Here is an 18,976-nt window from a genome sequence, read left to right on the forward strand (position 1 = left end):
CGGCCTTCCCTGCGCAATGGCTTTACGGCTTATGCCGTGCTCTCCCCGGAGACGAGTTCTTGGTTGACTCCGTCGCTGCCGTTCAGCTCTCGCCTACCCGACAGCTTGACACCTGCAACGGGTGCCAGGACCACACGGTTTTGCCGTACGCTTATCCACGCCGTCGTCGAGGCGTAAACCAGCGTCCACCGCAACCCGCCCAACGTCCGTGACGACGGCCGACGCCCTCTGAGTGGGACGGGATGGCGATAGATGCGCACTGATTTGGGTCGGCCGGCAACAGAAATATTTTTGATTTACAGAAATTTTCTACTTGACACGATTTCCGTAAATCAGAACTGATTTGCCCCCGCTTCGCCAAGGCTACGCCGGGCGCGGCCGTCGGGCCAATAGGCCGCATGTTTTTGACTTGCCAGAGCGCAACTCGGCTCTTTCACGCCGGAGAACGACGCACTACGCTGTCCCCAGCGCAGCAAGCCTTGCCCGACCAATCAAGCAGGCACCTGCGCAAGGGAGGGAAAATGATGCCGCAGCTCACGCCTGTGAACCGCCGCAAATTGCTGGCCATGCTCGGCGGCTCGATTGCCGCGCCGTATCTCGTAAGGCGCGAAGCGTTCGCGCAAGAGGCCTGGCCGACGCGGCAGGTGAAATACGTCAACGGTTTCCCGGCCGGCGGCGCCACCGATACGCTGTCGCGGATCATCTGCCAGAAGATGAGCGACCTGTCCGGACAGACCTTCGTCGTCGAGAACAAGGCTGGCGCGGGCGGCGTGCTGGGGGCCGATGCTGTGGCGAAATCGCCGCCCGACGGATACACGCTCGGCCTCGGCGGCATCGCCAGCAACGTGCTGGCGATCGGCAGCTACGCAAAACTTCCCTACGATCCGCGCGGTGATTTCACCTTCATCGGCGGCATGTGGCAATTGCCCAATATCCTGGTGGCGAGGAAGGATCTGTTCTCCTCGGATATCAGGGAATTGCTGGCCGCGTTCAGGAAGGAGCCGAAGAAATACACCTATGCTTCGGCGGGCTTCGGTACCACGCTGCATTTGTCGGGCGAGATGATGAACAGCATGGGCGGCGTGGAGGTCAACCACATTCCCTATCGTGGCGCCGGGCCGGCGTTGACCGACCTGCTCGGCGGGCGCGTCGATCTGTTGTTCGACAATCTGCCCGGCTCATTGCCGAGCGTGCGCGCAGGCCAGGTCAAGGCGGTTGCCGTCACCTCGCTGAAACGCATTCCCGAACTTCCTGATGTGCCCACGATGGCCGAGGTGCTGCCGGGATATGCGATGACGTCGTGGACCGCGCTGATCGGGCCAGCGAACATGAAGGCCGATCTTGTCGCGCAGGTAAGTGCGCTCACCGTCAAGGCGCTCGCCGATCGCGCCTTGCAGGAGCGCTACGCAGAGCTTGGCGCCACGCCTTGGCCGGCGTCATCAGCCGAGATCAGCAAATTCCGCGACGACGAGGAAAAGCGGCTGCTGCCGATCATGCAGGCGGCGGGGATCAAGCCGGGGTGAGTGGGCTGGTGGCCGGGGACAGCAGCGGTAATGACCAACGCGCTACTCGGACCTCCGCGAACGGCACGCCGCGAAGACTAGGCGGTTGTTGCCAGCAGCATCCTATGACACCATCCAGGTACCGCGTTTTCATGATCTCTGGATGCCTATGCCACCTCGGAAATATACTTGGGAAAAGCTGTCGGATGAGCAGTTGCTCAAGCAGCGTCTCAGCAGCCTGAAGGTCAAGGTCAAGGGCACCTGGCTCGAGGACTGTCTCGGCACTCTGAACGAAGAGCTCCAGGCGCGGGGCATACGGCTGCGGCCGCACGCGTGGATATCGAGCGAATGGTTCAGTCCGGCAGATGTGCCCGGCATTGCCATCCCATTCTATCTTGCTCATCCCCGCCTGATGAAACTCGAGAAAAAAATGATGCTCGAGGTAGAGGGAAGTACCTGGTCGGAGTGCATGGCCATCCTCCGTCACGAGGCAGGCCATGCCATGCAGCACGCTTACCAGTTGCAACGCCGCCGACGCTGGCAGCAGTTGTTCGGCCCGTCCTCGAAACACTATCCGCTCTACTACCGGCCCAATCCGGCCAGCCGGCGTTACGTCCAGCATCTTCGGCGCTGGTACGCGCAGAGCCATCCGGACGAGGATTTCGCCGAAACCTTTGCGGTGTGGCTGCGACCGCGGTCGAAATGGCGGGCACGCTATGCCGGTTGGCCGGCGCTGAAGAAGCTCGAATATGTCGACGAGCTGATGAGCGAGATTGCAGGCGAGCGTCCGCCGACTACATCACGGGAGCGTGTCGATCCGCTGTCCGGGCTCAGCCAAACGCTTGGCGAGCATTACCAGAAGAAGCAGGCGTTCTACGCTTTCGAGCCGCCGAAGACGTATGACCGCGACCTATCCCGTCTGTTCTCCACCGATCAACGACATCGACGGGCGCAGCCGGCGGCGTCCTTCATCAGGCGGCACCGCGCGCAAGTCAGGCAGCTGGTCGCGCTATGGACGGGCGAGAACCAGCTTACGCTCGATGCCGTTCTCGATGACATGATCTCCCGCTGCCGCGAACTCGGTCTCCGGGCCCCGGGCTCGGAACGGAAGCTTGTGATCAACTTCACCATTCTGTTGACCGCCAAGACCATGCACGCGCTGTTCGGCCCGTCACGCCGCAAATGGATCGCGCTATGAGACGCCTGCGCGTTCTAGTCCTGATGCATCCGGACTTCTTGCCGCCGGACTCGACCGACGGATACACCGCGCAGGAAATCAACCGATGGAAAACCGAATTCGACGTCGTGAGCACCTTGCGCGCGGCAGGCCACGATGTGCGCCCGCTCGGCGTGCAGGAGGAAATCAAGCCGGTCCGGGACGCGATCGAAAGTTTCAAGCCGCATGTGGTGTACACATTGCTGGAGGAGTTCCACTATACGTCGGGGTATGACCAGCACATCGCGAGCTTTCTCGAGCTGATGAAAGTCCCGTATACCGGCTGTAACCCGCGCGGCCTGGTCCTGGCGCGCGGCAAGGACCTGTCCAAAACGTTGGTGCACCATCGCCGGATCGCGGTGCCGGCCTTCGCCGTGTTTCCGATGCGCCGCAAAGTCAAACGGCCGACGCGTCTTGCGCTGCCGCTGATCGTCAAGAGCCTGAACGAGGATGGATCGTTCGGCATCTCGCAAGCATCCATCGTCGATACGGACGAGAAGCTTGCAGAGAGAGTCGCTTTCGTCCACGAACGGATGGGAACTGCCGCCATCGCCGAGCAGTACATCGAGGGACGTGAGCTCTATGTCGCCGTGCTCGGCAATAATCGGCTGCGAGTTCTGCCGGTTTGGGAATTGAAATTCGGCAGCATGGGTGGCCAGGGGGCACGGCAGATTGCCACCGAAAAGGTCAAACACGATCCCAGTTACCAGGAACGCGTCGGAATTGTAGACGGGCCGGCCAAGAACCTTGCGCCGGAGGTATCTGCCCGCATTCAGCGAACCGCGAAACGCATCTACCGTACACTGAAGCTCGATGGATACGCACGCATCGACTTTCGGCTCTCTGCCGACGGCACTCCGTATTTCATCGAAGCGAATCCCAATCCCGAAATAGCGAAGAGCCAAGAGTTCGCTACAGCCGCCCGGCATGACGGGCTTGACTACCCCGACCTGCTAAATCGCATTCTGGCCCTCGGAATCAGCCGGGCAAAGGCGGGCGCATCCGTAGGCTGAAAGGCAACGCAAAACGGTCATGCACAGCGGTGGTGCGCGCTCGGAAGTTGATGTTTCTGCGCTCGTCAACCCAAGGCGGGAGATATAAAGTCCCTGTGCAGGCAAGTTGGTCTTTGGGCGCCATCGAACCGCACGGTGATGCCGGTGGTACGAGGGCTCAGCTCAATGACAATGCCAGCCCGGTCAGCCAGCTCTGGGCACCGAGCGACTCCAAGTTTACTCATCTTGAAACGGGTGCCGACAAAAATTCTGTCGGCTTTCTGGTCAATCATTATGGCTATTCGATAAGTCGAAAAAAATCGTCTTCAGTAAAGCAAAGCGTCAAATCGCAGGGATCAGACTAGATCGGATCAACCCTGTGAACAATCTCCGGAGTAATACCGGACTCCGCAACGCAAGTAAGCTGCGTATCGCAGCGCAGCATTGATCGTCACTGATGAACACGCGGCCAAGCGTGGGAAAGCGAGTAAAACCAGCCACACGACGACAAAGCTTTCGGCATCGGCGGTCCAGTCGCTGGGATTTGCCGCGACAGCTGAAATCTCACGTCCGCCGAGGACACGCGATGCAGAAAGGCAACGCCCCGACGGAATGTCATCCGAGCAAGAAAATCTCCTTAGTATTTCCCGGACCAAGCGTGTATTTCCGGAACCCAGTCGGTACGGAGCGGGCCATGGAATTATTTCGGGCTGAGATGGTGGCCGTTGTGGAGAGTGAGACGGACAAGGATTGCCCTTCTTGTGGCGAGAGGTTGAGGCTGGTTCGAACAATGGTGAGCCCGAGCACCGGCTGCATCGTCCACATGTTCGAATGCAAGTGCGGACAGCGCACTTGGGCCGATTAGACGACTAAGAGTACAGCCTGTATCGATTGGACGACAACGTTGTCGTGCGGCAGTCTCGAAGACCAAGATGGTGGGTTACGCTTCCGCCTTTCGCTCTTTGAGCGACGGCGGACAAGTCGCTAACCCACCCTATGAAGCTGCGTCATCGTGCGGCCCTGACGTTCAGCCGACCAATTCGACCTTGCCGCTGTCGAGCCGATAAATACCACCGACGACCTTGATCTTGCCCTCGGCTGCGGCGGCGCTGAGGATTGGCGTCGCCGATTTGAGCCGGGCGACAACGTCGATGACATTCTGGCGGATGGCATTCGCGAGCTTGTCGCCGGGTTTGTCCGCGCTGGCCTTGACGGCAGGCGCAAGCGCGTTGACCAGCGACGGCAGGTGGCCGGGCAGAGTGGTGTTGTCCTTGAGCGACTTGATCGTGGCATCGACGGCGCCGCAGCTGTCGTGGCCGAGTACCAGGATCAGCGGCGAGTTGAGCACGGCTACGCCATATTCCAGGCTCGCGACCGTGTCGTCATTGGCGAAATTGCCGGCAACGCGGCAGACGAACAGATCGCCCCGGCTGCTGTCGAAGGCATATTCCGGCGCGATGCGGGAATCCGCACAGCTCAAAATGCTGGCGAAGGGATTCTGGCCGCCAACAAGAGCTTCCCGCTCGCTTTTGAAATCGTGCCGGCGCGAGACGCCTTCGACATAACGCGCATTGCCTTTCATCAACCGATCGAGGGCCGCGGCCGGCGACATCTGGTTCTGCGGCTTCGGCGGCGGTTTTGTATCCTTGGCCTTAGGATCCTTGGCAAAGGCCGCCGGCGCAAAGGCCAGAGTTGCGGCGATCCCGCCTGTGAATTGAAGAAAGCGGCGGCGTGAGGTTTCACGAACTTCAATGGCACGGCTGGCATCGCAGATACGGCACATGGCGGTTCTCCTTGGGGAGACGATAGCGATGCCGACGTTTATGTCACTGCGAGTGACGCGATGCAATCAGGCTCGCCGATTGCAACCCCAGCGGGTTCGCGCAAAGTGTGCTCAAATGACAGTTCGTAAGATACGTCCTTACGCCCGCGACGACGCCTGTCGCGATACGCTGTAGGCGTCCCAGCTGCCCCAGCTCACCTGCGCGAGGCTGCGCAGGTCGGTCGCCAGCGGCCGCTTGGTTTGCCTTTCGTGCGCGGCGATGCATCGCTGCGATTCAGCGATCTTGCGCTTGAGCTGGGCCAGGGCTTTTTGTTGCGCATGGCCGGCCGCGCCGGTCATCTCGCCAACCCGGAACCGGGCGATTTCCAGTTCCTTGACGGCCTCGCGGTTCTTCTTGAGCTGAACCCGGTGCCAGGCGATGTTGCTATTGCTTTCAGCGTTCATGTTTGCAGCCGTGATCAATACGAGTGGGCAGGAGAGGGAACGCCTGCGCGCGCCGGCCAGGTGACCCGACCTGGTCAATCCCTTGGATCCTCTCCTGGACTTTCGAGGATGAGACGGCTTGGTTAACGAAGGGTTAATGGCGTGGTAACGATCCGTAGGATCAGCGCCACAGGCAGCCTCAGCGCTGCTCCGCCGTCGCCGGCTTCTGATCGTCATCCGCCAGGCACCGGATGACAAAAGCGGTCCAGTCGCGCGGCAGCACCTTGGCGAGATGGGCCTTGCGCCGGCATTCGAGTTGCTCGGCCTTCTTGGCGTTCGCCTTCTCCTCGGTGAGGGAGGATTGCCTGATCCGGCGCAGCGTCACCGGCTCGCCGTCGGACTCGAATTGCAGTTCGTATTTCTGGCCATCCCTGGCGGTCGCCGCACAGGTGATGCTGGAGACCTGCCGCGTCGCGATGATCCCCATCTGACGGCAGGTGCCGGTCGATGATTCAACCAGTGGCACCGGCAGGCCGTCGACCTTCGGCCTTTCCTTGGAGTTCAGCAGCATCCGGTCGACCTGCAGTTCATAGACGTTGTCCTGCTCGCGGCGGCCGGTTTCGCCGGAGAACGAAATGATGTGGCTGTCATCCTTGGGATCGTCGAGCACGATCGTGAAATGCGCGCGGCCCTGCTGGCCGTGGAAATAGGCTACCGCCTTGCAGCCGAAATCGCTGCCGGCGATCTTGAGCCTGGTGCACTTGCCCGAGATGTGCGCGTACATGTCGATGTCGGGCTCTTCACGTTCCACCGCGCCCGCGGTCAACGATGGCGTTGCCGCACAGAGAACGCCAACAAGGAACGGCCAGCACAAGCGCATCGTCATGTCCGGTTCAGGAGAATTGGCCCGGTCAGGCACCGAGGGAATATCAGTTCGAATCGCATTCTGGTGGAACACTTTGTCGTTTCGATGGAACTTTTTGCCGGAAAAACACGGCAATCTGCCGCACTGCACCGGGGAATCATGGCCCTTTTAACCCGACACTAACTGGGATTCCTAACCGGGCTTCCATTCATCGCTGGCCTGATACCCATAGCCTCCAGCGTTGTCGATACGAGGGTTGAGGACTTGAAGACCGGAGCCAAAGCAAGTGCAGACGTCGCACAGGGCTATGCCGTGCGGCTGATGCAGCATTTGGTGGTCCCGACCTTCGTGCTCAATCCGAAACGGCGCGTCGTGATCTGGAACCGGGCCTGTGAGCGCCTGACCGGCGTCGTCGCGGCTGACGTCATCGGCACATCGGATCATTGGCGCGCGTTCTATCAGCAGCAGCGTTATTGCCTGGCCGATCTGGTCGCGCTCGGACGGCCCGACAAATTGAGCCAGCTCTATCCCGAGCACACCATCCCCGATGACGGCGTCGGCTTTTCCGCCGAAAACTGGTGCGTGATGCCGAAGCTCGGCAATCAATTGTATCTCGCCATCGACGCCGGCCCGATCCACGACGAGGACGGCAAACTGATCGCTGTCGTCGAGACCCTGCGCGACATGACCGATCAAAAGCGTGCGGAGCTGGCGTTGCAGACGCTGGCCGCGAGCGACGGCCTGACCGGCCTTGCCAACCGCCGTTCGTTCGACCAGACGCTGGCGATGGAATGGGCGCGTGCGCAACGAACCAAAAAGCCGCTGTCGCTGCTGTTGTGCGACGTCGACCATTTCAAGCTCTACAATGATCTGCACGGCCATCAAAAAGGCGACGAGTGTCTGCGCGCGGTGGCGGACGCGATCGGCAAGAACGCGTTTCGCCCGGCCGATCTTTCGGCGCGCTATGGCGGAGAAGAGTTCGCCATCATCATGCCCGAGACCGATTCCGCCGGCGCGCGAAAACTCGCCGAGCGGCTGCGCGATGCGCTGGCGCGGGGCCGGCTGCCGCACGGCGCGCCTTGTGTGCCGCCGTTCGTGACGCTGAGCATCGGCATCGCGACGCTGGTGCCGAGCGAGGATACGCGCGCGGATTGGCTGCTGGGACAGGCCGACCAGGCGCTCTACGCCGCAAAATATTCCGGCCGCAACCGCGTCGTGTCGGCCGACAAAGTGCTCGCCGCGTTCGCCGGCGCGCAGGACCTGCGCGAGAGCGAGACGCCGCAGCCGGTCCGCAAGCGCCGTGTGCGCAAGTCGGCTTGACGTTCGCGCTTTCCGTCATTTCCTCAAAACGACCGCGGCCCTCGTCAGGGGAGCTGACAAGGGCCGCGTTGGTACACATCGTCGCGCCTAGGTTCGCAACGAGGTGTGGGAGCTCGGGATTACGAATTAGAACGGCAGCAGCACGTCCATTACCTGCTGGCCATAGCGGGGTTGCTGCACGTCGGTGATCTGGCCGCGGCCGCCATAGGCGATGCGGGCCTGCGCGATCTTCGATGAATCGATGGTGTTGTCGCTCTGGATGTCTTCCGGGCGCACGATGCCGGCGACGATCAGTTCGCGGATTTCGAAGTTGACGCGGATCTCCTGCTTGCCTTCGACCACGAGGTTGCCGTTCGGCAGCACTTGCGTCACCACGGCGGCGACGTTGGTCTGCAGCGCTTCCTGGCGGTTGACCGAACCCTTGCCGTCGGTCGACGCGGTCGAGTCCGCCGTCAGGATCTTGCCCGGCAGGATCTTGTTGGCTTGCGTGATCGTCTGGGATCCGAGGAAGTCGGTAACGCCGGAGTCTTCCTTGCTGGAGCGGCTGCGCTGGGTCTGGTTGGCGATGTTGGCCTTGTCGGTGATGTTGACGGTCACCGTCATGATGTCGCCGACGCGCGCGGCGCGCTGGTCGCGGAAGAACGCGCGTGAGCCGTTCCGCCACAGCGAGTTCGCATTGTAGGAGGCCTGCTCGGGCTTGGGCATCGGCATCTGCACCGGCTTGTAGCCGGGCTGCGTGGTCGGATTCTCGATCTCGGTCAGCTTCGGCTTTTCGCCGATCTGGGAGAGACGGTCGATCGAGGAACAACCGCTTGCGAACGCTGCCACGGCCAGCAAGGCGCCGGTGAGAATGAAGCGGTTGATACGGGAGACTGACATTTACATTACTCGGCTTTTGGAGCGACTGACGAACTGAGTTTGGCGACGGCGACGGGGGGGGCGGCTTGTCCGGTGCTGCCGAGCGAGGAGGTGGTATCGGCGGCGGCAGGCGCAGGGCGCGGCGCGGCGACCGTGATCGAGACCTGGCCGCGGCCAATCACGGTGCCGGACACCGTGCGCTTGGATTGCAAATTCATGACGTTGACGACGTCGCCTTCGGTACCGCTTTCGAGCGCCTTGCCGCGCACGGTGAGGTAAAGTCCGGGGGAATCGTAGACCAGCGTGACGTTCTGGTCGCGCTGCACCAGATCCGGCTTGGCGAGATCGGCAACCCGGACGGCCTGGCCGGCGCGCAGCTGGCGGCGCGCCTGCATGCCGACCGCGCGGTCGCGCGTGGCGGCATCTGCGCCGACTTCGGCCTTGGGGCGGCGCTCGACCACGACGTCGGAGGATTTCAGAACTTCGTTGCGCTCGATTGCGCGCGCCAGCACCGCGGCCTCGATGGTCTCGATCGCGGTGCCGGTGAAGCGCAGCTTGATCGGCGCCGTGCCGCTGTCGTTGGAAATTTCGAAGGTGACGTCGAAGCGGCCGTTGCGCGGATCGAAGCGCACGATGGCGGCCTGCATGCCGCCGCTGTTGGAAGCATCGAGCCTGACATCGCCGGGATCGCGGTCGAAGGTGAGATTGAGATTGGCGGCCTCGCCGAGGCCGTTCTTGCGCTCCAGCGCGCGCGCGATCTGCTGCTCGATGTCCTTGCCCTCGAGCGTGCGGGCCAGCCGCGTCACCGAAATTTCCTTCAGGTCCCGTGTGTCGACGCCGATCACGTGATGCGACCGCAACGCATTGAGCACCTGCGCGACCGGCAGCGAACCGGTGGTGCCCAGATCCGGCGCGCGGTAGATCGCGATCTGCGCAGCACTGCCGGCGTTGTCGATGATGTCGCCGATCCGCACCAGGTCGCCCGTGACGGTCACGCTGGCGCGCAGCGCGGGTGCGGCGATGACGTCGCCACGGGTCTGCGCGACCGCTGTCGCCGCGGAGGCGGCGAGCAGTGCGGTGGCAACGAGGAGCGCGCGGGCGATCATGACAATTCCTCAGCGGAACATGTTGGAGGTGGATTGCAGCATCTGGTCGGCGGCGCTGATCACCTTGGCGTTCATCTCGTAGGCGCGCTGCGCCGCGATCAGGTCGGAGATTTCGGTGACGACCTCGACATTGGCCTGTTCGAGGTTGGACTGCTGCATGTCGCCGAAACCGTCGGTGTTGGCGATGCCGTCCTGCGGCGGCCCCGAGGCCGGCGTGTCCGTGAACAGATTGTCGCCGATCGGGTTGAGGCCGGCCTTGTTGATGAAGCGGGTCAGGCCGATCTGGCCGACGGTCGACGGCGTGGTCGATCCGGGCAGCAATACCGACACCTGGCCCTGGGCGTTGATGGTGAGGCCGGAAGCGCTCTGCGGGATCGTGATGGTCGGCTGCACCGGGTTGCCCTGCGAGGTCACGACGCGGCCCTGCGCGTCCATCTGGAACGAACCGTCGCGGGTATAGGTGTAGGTGCCGTCAGGCATCTGGATCTTGAAGAAGCCTTCGCCGCGGACCGCGATGTCGAGCTCGTTGCCGGTCGGCAGCAGCGTGCCCTGGCTCATCAGGCGCGGCGTGCCGACGGTCTTGACGCCACCGCCGATATCGACGCCCACGGGCAGGATGGTGCCCTGATCGGACGCCTGCGCGCCGACCCGGCGCACATGGTCATAGATCAGGTCCTGGAACGCGGCGCGCTGCTTCTTGTAGCCGGTGGTGCGCATGTTCGCGATGTTGTTGGAGATCACCTGAACGTTGAGTTCCTGTGCCGCCATGCCGGTCGAGGCTGTGTAGAGTGCGCGCATCGATCAAAACTTTCAGGTTATGCCGGAACTTCGGCGAGTTTCTCGATTGCGGATTTGTGCAGATCGCTCTGCTGCTGCAGCAGCGCCGAGATCTGCGTGTAGGCGCGCGTGATCTCGATCATGCGGCTCATCTCGGTCACCGAATTGACGTTCGACTTTTCGATGAAGCCCTGACGAACCCTTGAAGTGGTGTCGATCTGGGCGACGACGCCCTGGCCCGCCGAATAAAGGTTGCTGCCTTCCTTCTCGAGCTGCTGGGCGTCGGCGAAAGAAACCAGTCGCAGCTTGCCGCGGACCGAGTCGATGCGGCCGGTGCCCTCGACCACGGTGATGCTGCCGTCGGCGGCGATGTTGATTTCCTTGTCGGTCGGCTGGAACACGATCGGGCCGGAGGTGCCGAGCACGGGATTGCCGCCGGCGGTGACCAACTGGCCCAGATTGTTGATCTGCAGACCACCGTCGCGGGTGTAGCGCTCGCCGGCCGCGGTCTGCACCGCAAGGAAGGCCTTGCCGTCGATCGAGACGTCGAGCGGGTTCTTGGTGATTTCGGTATTGCCTGCCGCGAAATCCTTGAAGGTGGCGCGGTCCTGCACGAACGCGACTTGGCGGTCGGGGCGCTGGAAATTGTCTTCATGCGCGGGCGAGCGCAGAAATTGCTCGAACAACGACCGGTCGGCCTTGAAGCCGTTGGTGTTGACGTTGGCGACGTTGTTGGCGACGACATCCATCTGCCGTTCCAGCACCATCTGCCGCGATAGTCCGACGAGAAGCGTATTCTCCATCGGTGGTTCTCCCCTTCATCGATCAGCGTGCTGCTCTCCCAAGCCGCCCGCCGATCTCTCGAACCGCCCAGGCTCTCCCAAGCCCGTGGTCCGCCAAGTACTCAGCGAAAGCCGTGCCAGTTTGGAAAACGACGATTTTTAAAGGGGTTAGGCGTTTTGCCGGGGCGATTACGGACGGCAGAAAGGTCTTGTTGACCATGTTTGCCCGGCAACTTTTTCCTAGTTGAGGGCCAATGGAAAGGTTCCGTTAACCATTATTACCCTAGCGTTGCATTTGAAGAGAGCGCGTGTGCGCTGGCGGCTTTTGTATCGCGTCTGGGGCCTCGTACGGCCCGGCTGGTGGCAACCGTGTTCGTTCCCAATTGGATCGGGCGGGGCAATGGCGGACAACGAAGCAGAAGGTGCTGCCGAAGGCGCGGAAGCCGTCCCGGCTAAAAAGGGCAAGCTCAAGGTGATCATTGCCGCCGTCGGGTTCGTCGCCATCCTTGGCGCCGGCGCGGGCTGGTTCTTCCTGATGCGCGGCCACGGCGAGGAGAAGCACGCCGAGGCGCCGCCGCCGAAGCCGCCGTCCTTTGTCGAAGTCCCGGACATGATGGTCAATCTGGTCGGCGCCCCCGGCGAGCGCGTGCAATATCTCAAGGTCAAGGTCGTGCTCGAGTTCAAGGAAGAGAAGCAGCTCGAGGCGATCAAGCCGACGCTGCCGCGCGTCACCGATCTGTTCCAGACCTATCTGCGCGAACTGCGCCCCAGCGACATCAACGGCTCGGCCGGATTGTTTCGCCTCAAGGAGGAGCTGACCAAGCGCGTCAATATCGCGCTGGCGCCGCAACAGGTGAGCGCGGTGCTGTTCAAGGAAATCCTGGTCCAGTGACTCAGCAGGTCTCATAATCATGGCCAACGGTAAAGACCTCGACCAGGACGCAATTGCCGCCCAATGGGAGGCCTCGCTCGATTCCGAGGATCCGGCGGCGGCGGCGGAAGAAGCTGCGGCCAATGAACTCTCGGAGAGCATGGCCCTGCAATGGGCCGCGATGGTCGAGGACGGCAGCCGCGATTTCGGCAACAAGGCCGGCGGCGAGCGGGTCCTGTCGCAGGAAGAAATCGACAATCTGCTCGGCTTCACGGTAGGCGACGTCAATCTCGACGACAATTCCGGCATCCGCGCCATCATCGATTCGGCGATGGTGTCCTACGAGCGTCTGCCGATGCTCGAAATCGTGTTCGACCGCCTGGTGCGGCTGATGACCACGAGCCTGCGCAACTTCACCTCCGACAACGTCGAAGTCTCGCTCGACCGCATCACCTCGGTGCGGTTCGGCGATTACATGAATTCGATTCCGCTCCCCGCCGTGCTCAGCGTGTTCAAAGCCGAAGAGTGGGAAAACTTCGGCCTCGCCACCGTCGATTCAAGCCTGATCTATTCGATCATCGACGTGCTGCTCGGCGGCCGCCGCGGCCAGACGTCATTGCGCATCGAAGGCCGCCCCTACACCACGATCGAAACCAATCTGGTCAAGCGGCTGGTCGAGGTCGTGCTGGCCGATGCCGAGCAGGCGTTCCGGCCGCTGTCGCCGGTGACGTTCTCGATCGACCGGCTGGAAACCAATCCGCGCTTCGCCGCAATCAGCCGGCCTGCCAACGCCGCGATCCTGGTGCGGCTGCGCATCGACATGGAAGACCGCGGCGGCAATATCGAACTGCTGCTGCCCTATGCGACCATCGAGCCGATCCGGCCGGTGCTGTTGCAGATGTTCATGGGCGAAAAGTTCGGCCGCGACCCGATCTGGGAAGGCCACTTTGCCACGGAGGTGGCGCAAGCCGAGATCTCCGTCGACGCCGTGCTGTATGAAGCCAACGTTCCGCTCAAGCAGCTGATGAAGCTGAAGGTCGGCGACACGCTGCCGCTGGAAATGAAAAAGGACGCGCTGGTGTCGGTCCGCTGCGGCAACGTCGTGCTGACCGAAGGCCGCATGGGCCGGGTCGGCGACCGCGTCGCCATCCGCGTCACCAAGCAGCTGCGCAAACCGAATACCACCTTCGCGATGTTCGAGAAGGCCGACGAGCAAACCAAGTTGATGGAGGCACAATGAGTCATTCCCTCGGAATTATCATCGAGAGTCTGGTGGCGGTGCTGCTGCTGCTGACGATCGGTTATTGCATCCTGCTCAACGCGCGCCTCAAGCGGCTGAAGGCGGACGAGCATTCGCTCAAGGCAACGATCGGCGAACTGATCACCGCCACCGAAATCGCCGAGCGTGCGATCGGCGGCCTCAAGCATACCGTTCGCGACGTCAATGAGCACCTCGGCAGCCAGCTGACCGCGGCCTCCCAGATGTCGACGCAGCTGAAGGGCATGCTGGCCGAGGGCGACGGCATCATCCGCCGCCTCTCGAAGATCGCCGTTGCAGCGCGGCCGCTGACGTCGGAGCCGGAACAAGCCGCCGCTCCCAAGGTATCGAGCGCAAGAGCAGTCGCGGCTGCCGCGGAAGCTTTCTCGGAACGCCGAAGGGCTAGTGGCCTCGCTGCATGAAATCGTTTCGCGACATACGTGTCATTCCGGTGGTGCTGGTCGCCGTCTTCGGCCTTGCGGTGCTGAAGGTGGCCGGCCTCGTCATCGACGGAGGATACGTATTCGACTATCAGCCGCAGCCGGCCAAGAAGTCGTGGGCGCAGGATACTTTCAATTTCCCGGGCGGCGGCTCCAAGGCGGCGTCCAAGATCGCCTCCAAGCCTGAACCCGACGACATCACAGGCTCGGTGCCCAAGCCCAAGGAGGAGGCGCCGAAGCCGGCGGCCCCCGCTGCCGCCGATCCGCCGCCGCAACAAAGCGGCACGGTGATCTTTCCTGAACCCAACCAGCAGTCGATATCGCCGTCGGAGCGCGCCATTCTCGAGCGGCTGCAGGCGCGGCGGCAGGAACTGGAGCAGCGCGCGCGAGAGATCGAGATCCGCGAGAGCCTGTTGAAATCGGCCGAGAAGCGCATCGAGGGGCGGGTCGAGGAGATGAAGGCCACCGAGGCGCGGATCACGACCGCGACCGGGCAGAAGGCCGAAACCGAAGCCGCGCGCTTCAAGGGCATCATCACGATGTATGAGGGCATGAAGCCAAAGGACGCCGCCAAGGTGTTCGACCGGCTCGAAATGTCCGTTCTGTACGAAATCGCTTCCCAGATCGCGCCGCGCAAGATGTCCGACATTCTCGGCCTGATGCAGCCGGAGGCGGCCGAGCGGCTGACCGTGGAACTGGCGCGTCGCGCCGGACCCGACAAATCCGCCTCGACGGCCGAATTGCCGAAAATTGAAGGCAAGATGCTGCCGCAAAAGCCCAATTGACGGGGATATTTAACAATACCTTAAGCCGGCCAATTCAAGATTCAGCCGCGAAGGCGAGGGCGCCTCGCTGCTGCAATCGTTGAGGCCAAGAGACATCCTGGATGGGGCAAAGGGCTGCCGCTGGAATTGGGTCGCAAGGCCGCGCATTGGCGCGGATGGCCCGGCGCTGCCTTGATGTAACCCTTAACCGATCTCTTAACCGATCTCTTGGGCTCCGTTCGCCACTTGCCATCCTGCTGGTACTCGCCGGCTTGACGGCGGCCTGGCCGTGCCGGGCGCAGGACCTCGTCAAGGGCGAAGCAACGTTCACGGCGTCCGGCGGCTATGCGCGGCTGGTGCTGAAGCTTGCCGAGGACGTCGAGTCCGACGTCATCACGGCCGGCTCGATCATCGTGATCCGCTTCAAGCGTCCGGTGGACATTCCCGTCGACAAACTGAGCGACGCCGTGCCCGATTATGTCGGCTCAGCCCGGCGCGACCCTGATGGTTCGGCGATCCGGCTGTCGCTGGCGCGGCGGGCGACGATCAACACCATGACGGCCGGCGAGCGGATCTTCGTCGACTTCCTGCCCGACAGCTGGACCGGCCCGCCGCCCACGCTGCCGGCCGACGTCATTCGCGAACTGGCCGCGCGGGCCCGCGCCGCCGAACGCGCGCTGCGCGCCCAGCTTGCGGTTGCCGCGGCCAAGAAGAAGCCGCCGGTGCGCGTCCGCGCCTCGGTGCAGCCGACCTTTGTCCGCTTCGTCTTTGAAATGCCCAACGGGGTCAACGTTTCTTCGGTGCTGAACGAGCAGAAGCTGACGCTGCAGTTCAACGGCGTGCTGGCGTTCGATCTGGCCGATGCAAAGGTGGCGGCGCCGCCGAATATCGCCTCGATCACGCAGCGGACCGATGGCGATGCCTCCGCGGTCGATATCGTGTTGATCGGCGAAGTCGACGTGCATTCCTTCCGCGAAGAGAAGAACTACGTCATCGACGTCGCCTTCCAGCAGGTCGACAAGCCGGCGGCGGAACAGGCGCAAGCCCCGGCTGCCGCGAATGCCCCGGCTGTAGCGCATGCCCCGACGGCCAGGTCGGGGGTCGCAGCGCAGATCGCCGCTGCCCAGGCGATCGCCCACAGCAAGCCGCTCAACGACTCGATACCGCCGCAGCATCTCCCGCAACTGCCGCCGGTTACGTCGGAGGCAATCGCCGAGCAGGCCAAAATCGAGATCAATTCCGGCGAACCGCAGCAGGCGCCGCCCGCAATGGAAACAGCGCCGCCAGCCCCCGCGACAACGCCGGGCGCGATGCCGGTCGTCGAGCAGGCTGCTCCTGCAGCGGAGAAGCCGGCGCCGCAGGCTGCAGCGCCCACACCCGCCGTGGAAAAGTTGCTGGCTGCGCCTCAGAAGCCGGCGCTAGCGGCCGAGAAGACGGCGCCAGCGGAGACGCCGAAAGCCGCACAGCCTCCGGAAGCAAAGCCGGCCGCCGCGATCGAGACGCCAAAACCCGCAGCACCGAAGAAGGCCGCTTCTGCTGCCGTTGAGGCGCCGAAGAAAGCCGAACCACCGGCGGCTGCCGTCGAGGCGAGGCGGGACAGCGACGGCCTGCGCGTGATGTTCTCCTTTGCCGCGCCGACGCCTGCGGCCATGTTCCGCCGCGCCGACACGGTGTGGCTGGTGTTCGACCAGACCGGGCCGATCGATGTCGAGCAGATCCGCGCCAAGGGCGGCGCAATCATCGGCGACGTCAGCCGGCTGCCGCTGGAAAAAGGCCAGGCCATCCGCATTCGTCTCAACCGGCCGCAGATGCCGTCGCTTGAAAGCGATGGCCGCGCCAACGGCATGGTCTGGACGCTGACATTTGCCGATCGTGTGCAGGCGCCACCATTGCCGCTGCAGGTGTTGCGCAACATCACCGATCCGGCGCTGGCCAACGTCACCGTGCCGCTGGCGAACCCCGGCCTCATGCATCGGCTGGTCGACCCCGACGCCGGCGACACGCTGCTGGTGGTCACCGCGCCGCCGCCGACCCGCGGCTTCATCAAGCGGCAGGACTTCGTCGAACTGTCGCTGCTGGAATCCGTCCACGGCGTCGTCGTTCATCCCAATTCCGACGATATCACCGCTGAGGTCGGATCCGACAAGGTCATGCTCGGCCGGCCGGGCGGGCTGACGCTGTCGTCGGCCGACGTCTCTGCCGAACGCGCCACCGCGGCGGTGCGGTCGTTGTTTGACGCCAAGGAATGGCGCAAGAACCGCGAGGAGAATTTTCTGGGCCGGCTGGATGCGCTGATCAAGGCGGCGGCCGCGGCCGGCGATGACGGGCTGGCGCAAGCCCGGCTCGACCTTGCCAATTTCTATATGGCGCGGGGGATGTTTCAGGAAGCGAGGGGAGTGACCAATCTCATCCTCTCTGAATCCAAGGCTGGAAGTGAAGACGCTGGCGTCGTCATGGTCAATGCGGTCGCCAGCATCCTGATCGGCCATCCCGAGCGGGGACTGAAGGGCCTGGCCAGTCCGGTGATCGGCAACGGCTATGACTCCCAATTGTGGAAGGCGCTCGCCTTTGCCCGCCAGGGCAAATGGGCTGACGCCCGCGAGAAGTTCAAGAACGCCGAATTCTCGATCGCGGCCTTGCCGCTGGAAATGCAGCGCATCGTGACCGCGGATGCGATGCGGGCGTCGCTCGAGGTGAAGGACTATGCCGGAGCCTCGCGCCGCCGCAGCGAACTCGAGGTCGTCGGCGTGCCGAAGGAAATGAAGCCGGAGATCGCGGTGTTGCGCGGACGGCTGGCCGAGGCGCTCGGCCACGACAAGGACGCACTCGACGCCTACCGGTTCGCCGCCAATTCGTCCGATCGGCCCGCTGCGGCCGAAGCCAAGCTGCTGGAGGTCTTGCTCCGCCAGCGGCGCGGCCAGCTCGGGCAAGCCGAGGTGCTGCGCGAACTGGAAACGCTGTCGGCGATCTGGCGTGGCGACGCGATCGAGTTGAAGACCCTTGCTGTATTGTCGCAGCTATATGCCGACGCGGGCCGCTACGAGGAATCGCTCGCGGCGGCCAAGACCGCGACCCGGCTGCAGCCGAATTCCGAACTGGCGCGGCAGGGCCAGGACGCCGCGTCCGCGCTGTTTGCGCAGCTCTTTCTCAGCCCCAAGGGCGAGGACATGAAGCCGATCGATGCGCTCGGCATGTTCTACGAATATCGCGAACTGACGCCGATCGGCCGCCGCGGCGACGAGATGATCCGCCGTCTGGCGGACCGCCTGGTGGCGGTCGACCTGCTCGATCAGGCCGCCGAGCTGCTGCAGTATCAGATCGACAAACGGCTGGAGGGCGCCGCGCGCGCGCAGGTGGCGGCGCGCCTTGCCATGGTCTATCTGACCAACCGCAAGCCGGATCGCGCTGTCGCGGCGCTGCGCACCACGCGCATCGCCGATCTCTCCGGTGAGTTGCGCCAGCAGCGCCTGTTGCTGGAGGCGCGCGCGCAAAGCGACGTCGGACGCCATGATCTCGCGCTCGACATCATCTCCAACATCACCGGACGCGAGGCGATCCGCCTGCGTTCCGACATCTACTGGGCGTCACGGCAGTGGCGCGAGGCCTCCGAACAGATCGAACTGTACTATGCCGATCGCTGGCGCGACTTCAAACCGCTGAACGCGGTGGAGAAGGGCGATGTGATCCGCGCCGTCGTCGGCTATGCGCTCGCCGAGGACGCCATTGGACTGTCGCGCTTCCGCGAGAAATATGCGCCGCTGATGCTGGGCGATACCGACCGGATGGCGTTCGATATCGCAAGCAAGCCGGCCGCTGCCTCAAGTGCCGAATTTGTCTCGATCGCCAAGATGGCGGCGGGCGTCGACACGCTCGACGGCTTTATCCGGGAAATGAAGGTCCGCTTCCCCGACGCCACCGCGCGCGCGCCGATTTCGCCCGAAATGGCCAGGGGCGAGCCGGTCCACACCGGTTCGCTGCCCGCGATATCAGGACACAAAACCGCCGGAGCGGCAAAATAG

The 18,976-nt window shown here is 63.3% G+C and carries 17 protein-coding genes; 10 read left to right on the forward strand and 7 right to left on the reverse strand.

All coding sequences use genetic code 11. The features are described from left to right. The first annotated feature begins 521 nt into the window (after nucleotides 1-521). From JQ611_RS21830 to JQ611_RS21845, 4 genes are all read left to right on the forward strand, one after another. A complete protein-coding gene (locus tag JQ611_RS21830; protein WP_212466565.1) occupies nucleotides 522-1,523 on the forward strand; it encodes a tripartite tricarboxylate transporter substrate binding protein in 1,002 nt (333 codons plus the stop codon). A 142-nt stretch (nucleotides 1,524-1,665) separates the two neighbouring features. Beyond that, nucleotides 1,666-2,700: a putative zinc-binding metallopeptidase gene (locus JQ611_RS21835; protein WP_249133353.1), complete on the forward strand. Its 1,035-nt coding sequence runs from the start codon at nucleotides 1,666-1,668 to the stop codon at nucleotides 2,698-2,700. Further along, entirely contained in the window at nucleotides 2,697-3,731 is a 1,035-nt protein-coding gene (locus JQ611_RS21840; protein WP_212264278.1) for an ATP-grasp domain-containing protein, read from the forward strand. Before JQ611_RS21835 ends, JQ611_RS21840 begins: the two co-directional genes overlap by 4 nt. A gap of 113 nt (nucleotides 3,732-3,844) precedes the next feature. Next, the gene (locus tag JQ611_RS21845) at nucleotides 3,845-4,075 is read left to right on the forward strand and encodes a hypothetical protein (protein ID WP_212466566.1); all 231 of its coding nucleotides are present in this window, start codon (nucleotides 3,845-3,847) and stop codon (nucleotides 4,073-4,075) included. 662 nt (nucleotides 4,076-4,737) lie between these two features. Here JQ611_RS21845 and JQ611_RS21850 read toward each other — a convergent pair. From JQ611_RS21850 to JQ611_RS42740, 3 genes are all read right to left on the reverse strand, one after another. Beyond that, on the reverse strand, nucleotides 4,738-5,493 hold the full coding sequence (locus JQ611_RS21850; protein WP_212466567.1) for a carbonic anhydrase: 756 nt from the start codon (nucleotides 5,491-5,493) through the stop codon (nucleotides 4,738-4,740). A 138-nt stretch (nucleotides 5,494-5,631) separates the two neighbouring features. Continuing rightward, entirely contained in the window at nucleotides 5,632-5,937 is a 306-nt protein-coding gene (locus JQ611_RS21855; RefSeq protein WP_212264281.1) for a hypothetical protein, read from the reverse strand. 178 nt (nucleotides 5,938-6,115) lie between these two features. After that, nucleotides 6,116-6,802, reverse strand: a complete 687-nt coding sequence (locus JQ611_RS42740; RefSeq protein ID WP_312012103.1) for a hypothetical protein — start codon at nucleotides 6,800-6,802, stop codon at nucleotides 6,116-6,118. Nucleotides 6,803-7,045: 243 nt separating this feature from the next. Here JQ611_RS42740 and JQ611_RS21865 point away from each other — a divergent pair, with 243 nt between their 5' ends. Beyond that, nucleotides 7,046-8,101 (forward strand): diguanylate cyclase domain-containing protein, encoded by a 1,056-nt coding sequence (locus JQ611_RS21865; RefSeq protein WP_249133354.1) that lies wholly within the window; start codon nucleotides 7,046-7,048, stop codon nucleotides 8,099-8,101. A 126-nt stretch (nucleotides 8,102-8,227) separates the two neighbouring features. On the opposite strand, the gene flgH is transcribed toward JQ611_RS21865, so the two are convergent. Genes flgH through flgF form a run of 4 tightly spaced genes read right to left on the reverse strand, consistent with a single transcriptional unit; the run spans nucleotide 8,228 to nucleotide 11,645 of the window. Next, nucleotides 8,228-8,980 (reverse strand): flagellar basal body L-ring protein FlgH, encoded by a 753-nt coding sequence (flgH, locus tag JQ611_RS21870; RefSeq protein ID WP_212264282.1) that lies wholly within the window; start codon nucleotides 8,978-8,980, stop codon nucleotides 8,228-8,230. Between the two features lie 5 nt (nucleotides 8,981-8,985). After that, nucleotides 8,986-10,065 carry a flagellar basal body P-ring formation chaperone FlgA gene (gene flgA, locus JQ611_RS21875; protein WP_212466568.1) on the reverse strand — a complete coding sequence of 360 codons (1,080 nt, stop codon included), beginning with the start codon at nucleotides 10,063-10,065 and terminating at the stop codon, nucleotides 8,986-8,988. Nucleotides 10,066-10,074: 9 nt separating this feature from the next. Next, nucleotides 10,075-10,863 (reverse strand): flagellar basal-body rod protein FlgG, encoded by a 789-nt coding sequence (gene flgG / locus JQ611_RS21880; protein WP_192740248.1) that lies wholly within the window; start codon nucleotides 10,861-10,863, stop codon nucleotides 10,075-10,077. A 17-nt stretch (nucleotides 10,864-10,880) separates the two neighbouring features. Beyond that, on the reverse strand, nucleotides 10,881-11,645 hold the full coding sequence (flgF, locus tag JQ611_RS21885) for a flagellar basal-body rod protein FlgF (RefSeq protein ID WP_212264284.1): 765 nt from the start codon (nucleotides 11,643-11,645) through the stop codon (nucleotides 10,881-10,883). 379 nt (nucleotides 11,646-12,024) lie between these two features. Between flgF and fliL the strand changes: the two genes are divergently transcribed. The 5 genes from fliL (at nucleotide 12,025) to JQ611_RS21910 (ending at nucleotide 18,976) form a co-directional block, all read left to right on the forward strand. Next, entirely contained in the window at nucleotides 12,025-12,516 is a 492-nt protein-coding gene (gene fliL / locus JQ611_RS21890) for a flagellar basal body-associated protein FliL (protein WP_212264285.1), read from the forward strand. 19 nt (nucleotides 12,517-12,535) lie between these two features. Then, on the forward strand, nucleotides 12,536-13,735 hold the full coding sequence (gene fliM, locus JQ611_RS21895) for a flagellar motor switch protein FliM (RefSeq protein ID WP_212264286.1): 1,200 nt from the start codon (nucleotides 12,536-12,538) through the stop codon (nucleotides 13,733-13,735). Then, nucleotides 13,732-14,175 (forward strand): DUF6468 domain-containing protein, encoded by a 444-nt coding sequence (locus tag JQ611_RS21900; RefSeq protein WP_212264287.1) that lies wholly within the window; start codon nucleotides 13,732-13,734, stop codon nucleotides 14,173-14,175. Before fliM ends, JQ611_RS21900 begins: the two co-directional genes overlap by 4 nt. Beyond that, nucleotides 14,172-14,978, forward strand: coding sequence for a MotE family protein (locus JQ611_RS21905; protein WP_212466569.1), 807 nt, complete (start codon nucleotides 14,172-14,174; stop codon nucleotides 14,976-14,978). Before JQ611_RS21900 ends, JQ611_RS21905 begins: the two co-directional genes overlap by 4 nt. 101 nt (nucleotides 14,979-15,079) lie before the next feature. After that, nucleotides 15,080-18,976, forward strand: coding sequence for a tetratricopeptide repeat protein (locus JQ611_RS21910; protein WP_212466570.1), 3,897 nt, complete (start codon nucleotides 15,080-15,082; stop codon nucleotides 18,974-18,976).

Origin of the sequence: Bradyrhizobium sp. AUGA SZCCT0182 (assembly GCF_018130185.1) — a bacterium.
Classification (GTDB): domain Bacteria; phylum Pseudomonadota; class Alphaproteobacteria; order Rhizobiales; family Xanthobacteraceae; genus Bradyrhizobium.